At 68.2% G+C, this 6,311-nt stretch carries 7 protein-coding genes; 3 read left to right on the top strand and 4 right to left on the bottom strand.

Annotation, left to right across the window (positions count from 1 at the left end; translation table 11 throughout):
- Positions 1-68 precede the first annotated feature (68 nt).
- Together RTM68_RS08885 and RTM68_RS08890 are read right to left on the bottom strand one after the other, a co-directional pair.
- Entirely contained in the window at positions 69-1,208 is a 1,140-nt protein-coding gene (locus RTM68_RS08885; protein ID WP_312170151.1) for an extracellular solute-binding protein, read from the bottom strand.
- Between the two features lie 133 nt (positions 1,209-1,341).
- On the bottom strand, positions 1,342-1,857 hold the full coding sequence (locus tag RTM68_RS08890; RefSeq protein WP_312170153.1) for a GNAT family N-acetyltransferase: 516 nt from the start codon (positions 1,855-1,857) through the stop codon (positions 1,342-1,344).
- Positions 1,858-1,882: 25 nt separating this feature from the next.
- Here RTM68_RS08890 and RTM68_RS08895 point away from each other — a divergent pair, with 25 nt between their 5' ends.
- The gene (locus tag RTM68_RS08895; RefSeq protein WP_312170156.1) at positions 1,883-2,713 is read left to right on the top strand and encodes a TSUP family transporter; all 831 of its coding nucleotides are present in this window, start codon (positions 1,883-1,885) and stop codon (positions 2,711-2,713) included.
- A gap of 246 nt (positions 2,714-2,959) precedes the next feature.
- Here the strand turns inward: RTM68_RS08895 and aspS are convergent, their stop codons facing one another.
- Positions 2,960-4,741 (bottom strand): aspartate--tRNA ligase, encoded by a 1,782-nt coding sequence (gene aspS / locus RTM68_RS08900; protein WP_312170158.1) that lies wholly within the window; start codon positions 4,739-4,741, stop codon positions 2,960-2,962.
- A 130-nt stretch (positions 4,742-4,871) separates the two neighbouring features.
- Here aspS and RTM68_RS08905 point away from each other — a divergent pair, with 130 nt between their 5' ends.
- Positions 4,872-5,246 carry a DUF5684 domain-containing protein gene (locus RTM68_RS08905; RefSeq protein WP_312170160.1) on the top strand — a complete coding sequence of 125 codons (375 nt, stop codon included), beginning with the start codon at positions 4,872-4,874 and terminating at the stop codon, positions 5,244-5,246.
- 1 nt (position 5,247) lies between these two features.
- The gene (locus tag RTM68_RS08910) at positions 5,248-5,877 is read left to right on the top strand and encodes a histidine phosphatase family protein (RefSeq protein ID WP_312170161.1); all 630 of its coding nucleotides are present in this window, start codon (positions 5,248-5,250) and stop codon (positions 5,875-5,877) included.
- A gap of 79 nt (positions 5,878-5,956) precedes the next feature.
- Here RTM68_RS08910 and RTM68_RS08915 read toward each other — a convergent pair.
- Positions 5,957-6,311: FAD-dependent oxidoreductase (locus RTM68_RS08915; RefSeq protein ID WP_312170163.1), on the bottom strand; the 355-nt coding region annotated here is incomplete at its 5' end.

A 6,311-nucleotide genomic window follows, 5' to 3' on the forward strand; every position in this document is an offset into this window, starting at 1 on the left:
GGCGCTGGCCGGAGTGAGGGGGACGGGGGCGGATGCCGTGGCATCCGCCCCCGTCGTGGTGGCAGTGGTCACTGGACCGCCGCTGCCCACTTCTCGCCGAGCAGCGTGCCGGCGTTGGTCGACTGCTCCTCGGTCGGGACGACCGTCTCGCTCGGAACCTCGGGAAGGGCTGCCGCGAGGTCGGCGTCGATCGTGCCGGCCTCGGTCATGGCCTCCATGCGTGCCGGGCGGGCGCCGCCCTTGAGCCACAGGTTCTGCACCTCGTCGCTGTAGAGGAACTCCTGCCACAGGCGCGCGGCGGCCGGGTTCGGAGCATCCTTGTTGATCGCCTGGTTGTAGTAGCCCGCGTAACCGGTGCCGTCGAGGACGACGACCTCCCAGTTCTCGTTGTCGGCGGTGTGCGAGGCGTTGAGGTAGTCCCAGTCGAAGACGACGGGGGTCTCGCCGCTCGCGACGGTCGCCGTGGTCACGTCGACCTTGAGCAGGTTGCCGGCCTTCTGCAGGTCGGAGAAGAAATCGATGCCCGGCTGGAAGTCGTCGAGCGTGCCGTCGGACTGCACGGTCGCCAGACCCACGGCGGCGAAGGCGGCACCGGCCTGGGTCGGGTCGCCGTTGATGGCGACGGCGCCCTTGTAGGCGGCGTCCTTCAGGTCGTCGAGCGATTCGGGGGCGTCGAACTTCGAGGAGTCGTAGCCGATCGACATGTATCCGCCGTAGTCGCCGACGAAGAGGCCGGTCTTCTCCTTGAGCGCGTCGGGGATCTCATCCCACGTCTGCACCTGGTACGGCGCGAACACGTCGGTGTTCTGCAGCGCGACCGTGAGGCCGAGGTCGAACACGTCGGGCGCGGTGTCGAGGCCCTCGTTCGTCTTCGCGGCCTGGATCTCTTCGGCGCTCGAGACATCGGGGGAGGCCTCGTTGATCGTGATCTCGGGGTACTTCTCGGCGAAGAGGTCGAGGATCTCGCCGTAGTTCGCCCAGTCTCGCGGAAGCGCGATGACGTTGAGCTGACCTTCGGCCTTCGCGGCCTCTTCGAGGTCTGCGAACGAGCCGAAGTCCTCGACGGAGGTGGCTGCCGCGGCGTCGACCACGTCGCTGCCGGCGGCCGGTGCCTCAGAACCGGTGGCGCAGGCCGTGAGGCCGAGTGCGGCGGTGGTGAACAGGGCGATACCCGCGCCGATGCGCGCGCGGCGGTGGAAGTTCGTCATCAGGGTCCTCTCGGTGCCCGGCGCTGTGAGCCGGATTCGGGTTGCGAGAGGACACTATGAGCCGCGGGTTGCCGACGATCGCGGCCCGGGTGAACGAGAGGTGTCCGGGTCGTGGCGGGTCGGCGCAGGGTGCTCAGCCGTGCGTCACCGAGTACTTGAAACCGACGTGCGAGCCGACGTATCCGAGACGTTCGTAGAACCGGTGCGCGTCGGTGCGGGCGGCATCCGAGGTGAGCTGCACCATCGCGGTGCCCAGCGCTGGCGCGGCGTCATCGGAGACCCAGCGCATCACCGACGAACCGATGCCCGAGGAGCGCAGGTCGCTGCGCACGCGCACGGCCTCGACGAGCAGTCGCTTCGCGCCCCGTCGGGCCATCCCCGGGATCGAGGTGAGCTGCAGGGTGCCGACGACCGCTCCGTCGAGTTCGACCACGAGCAGGTCGTTCGATGAGTCGGCGAGGATCTCGTCGAGGGCGGATGCGTAGGCGGGGCGATCCTCGACGGAGGCGATGTCGCCGCGCGCGGCGCTGATCGGGTCGTCCGAGAGCAGCGTGATGATCGCATCCGTGTCGCCGGTGACGGCTCGGCGCAGGGTTGCGGCGCCCGCGCGGGAGTCGAACGAGAAAGGCAGGGGGAGCGCGTCGAGCATGTCCTCAGTCTGACATCCTGGACGGATGGACATCGGCAGTGTGCTCGGGCTCGAGCAGCTCACCTGGGGCACGCTGATCCTCGTCATCGTCGCAGCGTTCGCGGCCGGCTGGATCGACGCCGTCGTCGGCGGCGGAGGGCTGCTGCAACTTCCCGCGCTGCTGCTGATCCCCGGAATCTCTCCGATCCAGGCGCTCGCGACGAACAAGCTCGCCTCCGTCTTCGGCACCGCGACGAGCAGCGTCACGTACTATCGGCGCGCGAAACCCGACATCCGCACCGCACTGCCAATGGCCGCGATCGCACTCGTCGGATCGTTCGGCGGAGCCGCCGTCGCCACCGTGCTCCCGGCCGCCGCGTTCAAGCCGATCATCGTGGTCGCGCTGCTCGCGGTCGCGCTCTTCACGGCGTTCCGACCGCAGATGGGGGCCGCGACGCGGTTGCGCTTCAGCGGGCACAAGCATCACATCATGGCGGGCCTCGCAGGGCTCGTGATCGGCTTCTACGACGGTCTGATCGGGCCCGGCACCGGAACGTTCCTGGTGATCTCGCTCGTCGCGCTGCTGGGCTACGACTTCCTGCAGGCGAGCGCGAAGGCGAAGATCGTGAACCTCGCCACGAACACCGGTGCTCTGCTCCTCTTCATCCCTCACGGCGCCGTGCTGTGGCTGCTCGGCGGCATCCTCGCGGTCGCCAACGTCGCCGGGAGTTATCTCGGCTCGCGCATGGCCATCTCGCGAGGTACGACCTTCATCCGCGTCGTGTTCCTCGTGGTGGTCGTGGCGCTGATCGCGAAGCTCGGCGTCGACGTGTGGAACGAGAACATCGCGCCGGCGCTTGCGCAGATCGGTCGTTGAGTGAGGTCGGCGGTCGCGCGGGTGGGTCGTTGAGCGAGGCCGGCGGAGCCGCCCGAGACGAAACGTGGTGAGGTCGGCCTTTGGCGTTTCGTCTCAGTCGACTTCGTCGTCTTCGCTCAACGAACAGGGGTGACGTCGTCGTCTTCGCTCGACGAGCGGGGGCGAGGTCGTCGTCGCGACCGATCGGCCGTGGAATGCGAAGAGGCCCCCTCCCGCCGTAGCGGGAGAGGGCCTCGAGAACAGAGGTCAGGCCTCGTCGTCTTCCGGCTCGAAGTCGACGCCGGCCTCGGCGCGCTGCTCGGCCGTGATGGGAGCCGGGGCCGCGGTCAGCGGGTCGAAGCCGTTGCCCGACTTCGGGAACGCGATGACGTCGCGGATCGATTCGGTCTTCGACAGATGCTGCAGCACACGGTCCATGCCGAGCGCGATCCCACCGTGGGGCGGGGCGCCGAACTTGAAAGCGTCGAGAAGGAAGCCGAACTGCTCTTGCGCGACCTCGTCGCTGATGCCCATGACCTCGAACACGCGCTTCTGCACGTCCTCGCGGTGGATGCGGATCGAGCCGCCGCCGAGCTCCGAGCCGTTGCACACGATGTCGTACGCGTAGGCCAGTGCCGAGCCGGGGTCGGTGTCGAACGTGTCCTGGAACTCCGGCTTCGGACCGGTGAACGCGTGGTGCACGGCGGTCCAGGCGCCGGCGCCGACGGCGACGTCACCGGATGCCACGGCATCCGCTGCGGGCTCGAACATCGGAGCGTCAACGACCCACGTGAAGGCGAACTCGTCGGGGTTCAGGTAGCCGAGGCGGCGACCGATCTCGACGCGGGCGGCGCCGAGGAGAGCGCGGCTCTCCTTGGTCGAGCCGGCGGCGAAGAACACGCAGTCACCCGCGGAGGCGCCCACGAACTTGGCGAGGCCCGCCTGCTCGGCCTCGGACAGGTTCTTGGCTGCGGGGCCGCCGAGCGTTCCGTCTTCGTTGAAGAGGACGTACGCGAGGCCACGAGCGCCGCGCTGCTTGGCCCAGTCCTGCCATGCGTCGAGCTGCTTGCGCGGCTGGCTCGCGCCACCCGGCATGACGACGGCGCCGACGTACTCGGCCTGGAACACGCGGAACGGGGTGTTTTTGAAGTACTCGGTCGCCTCGACGAGCTCGAGTCCGAACCGCAGGTCGGGCTTGTCAGAGCCGTACTTCGCCATGGCGTCGGCATACGTCAGGCGCGGCAGCGGGGTCTGCACCTCGACGCCGATGGTCTTCCACATAGCCTGGATGAGCGACTCCATCAGCGTGATGACGTCTTCCTGGTCGACGAAGCTCATCTCGATGTCGAGCTGCGTGAACTCCGGCTGACGGTCGGCGCGGAAGTCCTCGTCGCGGTAGCAGCGAGCGATCTGGTAGTACTTCTCGACGCCGCCGACCATGAGCAGCTGCTTGAACAGCTGCGGCGACTGCGGCAGCGCGTACCAGCTGCCAGGGTGCAGGCGAGCGGGCACGACGAAGTCGCGGGCACCCTCGGGCGTCGAGCGCGTGAGCGTCGGGGTCTCGACCTCGGTGAAGTCCTCGCCGTGCAGCACGTCGCGGACAGCCTTGTAGACGTTCGAGCGCAGACGCAGAGCGGATGCCGCGGCGGGGCGCCGCAGGTCGAGGTAGCGGTACTTGAGGCGCGCCTCTTCACCGACCGTCTCGGTGTCGGCGACGGCGGTCGACACCTGGAACGGCAGGGGAGCGGACTCGTTCAGCACCTCGACGTCGGTCGCGATGATCTCGATGTCGCCGGTCGGCAGGTTCGGGTTCGCGTTGCCCTCGGGGCGGCGGGAGACCTCGCCGGTGACCTTGAGGACGAACTCGTTGCGCAGCGGGTGAGCCACCTCTTCGTCGCGGATGACGACCTGGGCGATGCCGGACGCATCCCGAAGATCGATGAATGCGACTCCTCCGTGATCACGACGGCGATCGACCCAACCCGAGAGGGTGACGGTCTGACCGATATGCTCGGCTCGCAGTGAGCCTGCCGAGTGGGTGCGAAGCACGGAGGATTCCTCCTGATCTGGGAAATGATGAACCCGCCCATTCTACGGGGGTGGGTGTCGTCTCCTCCGCCGGTGGCATATCGGTCAGTAGGATCGCCACGACGGCTGCTCGACCAGCGAAAGGGTCACCATGGACTCCAACGGCATCTCCGACCTGTATGCGACGATCTTCTCCGGCACGACGGGGCTCATCGCCCTCGCCTTCTACATCCTCGTCGTGGTGGGACTGTGGAAGGTCTTCACGAAGGCGGGCTACCCCGGCATCCTCGCGATCATCCCGATCGTGAACGTCGTCTTCCTCGTCAAGATCGCCGGCATGTCCGGATGGCTCGCTCTGCTCTATCTGATCCCCATCGTCGGCTTCATCTTCGGCATCGTCGTGTCGATCAAGCTCGGGGAGCGATTCGGCAAGGGAGGCCTCTTCTCGTTCTTCCTGCTCTTCGTCTTCCCCTACATCGGGTATCTGATCCTCGGCTTCGGCCAGTCCCGCCACCGCGCGATCTGACATGGTGGCGTCGCGACTGCATCTCGTCCGTCACGGTGAGGTCCACAACCCGAAGCGCGTGCTCTACGGGCGGCTGCCCGATTACCACCTGAGCACGGCGGGGCGCCGCATGGCGCAGGCGGCCGCCGATCACGTCGCCGCTCTGGATCGACCCGTCGCGGCGCTGTACTCCTCGCCGTTGGAGCGCGCACAGGAATCGGCCGAGCCTTTCGCGGCCGGGTTCGATCTGGTGCCCGAGATCGACATCCGCATCATCGAGCCGACCAACGTGTTCGAGGGCACGCAGATGCGGCGCTCGCTCATGAACCCGCTCAACTGGTGGCACCTGCGGCAGCCGTCGCTGCCCAGCTGGGGCGAGCCGTACACGTCGATCGCGGAGCGGATGCTGAGCGCGATGGGCGAGGCCTGGCGTGCTGTGGACAGCGGTGACGTCGTGATGGTGTCGCACCAGGCGCCGATCTGGATCACGCACCTGCGCGTCGCGGGTCTGCCGCTTCAGCACGACCCGCGAACGCGGCGCTGCGCGCTGTCGAGTGTCACCTCGTTCGAGCTCGTCGGCGACGTGTGGCGCGAGGTCGCGTACGCCGAGCCCGCATCGACCAGCAACGCGGTCGACGTCGGCGCGGTCTGAGGCGCCCCCGCCGCGTTCGAATCGCGCACTGTGCAGAAACCGAGGAGCCGGATCTGCACAGTGCGCGATTCGAGAGTCCTCAGGCAGCCATCAGCGACTGGATGACGCCGACAGCCGCCATCTGACCTGCGGCGGCGGCGAGCAGCACGGCCGCCATCGGTCCGGGCAGCGACGCGCGATGCGCGAGGTCGCCTGCCGCGAAGACCCCGGGTGTCGAGGTGCGGCCGAAGTCGTCGACCTCGACCGACCCCGACGGCAGCATGTGCAGTCCGAGCTGGTCGGCGAAAGGGGCGCGGTGGCGCTGGCCGCCGGCTGCCACGAACACTCCGGCCACCGTGCGCTCCTCCGATGCCGTGGTGATGCGGACGCCGTCGTCGACCCGGCTCACGGCGGCGACGGGTTCGGTGCTGACCCCGACCCCTCGGAGCGACAGC

The sequence above is a fragment of the Microbacterium sp. genome, assembly GCF_031988965.1.
Taxonomy (GTDB): domain Bacteria; phylum Actinomycetota; class Actinomycetes; order Actinomycetales; family Microbacteriaceae; genus Microbacterium.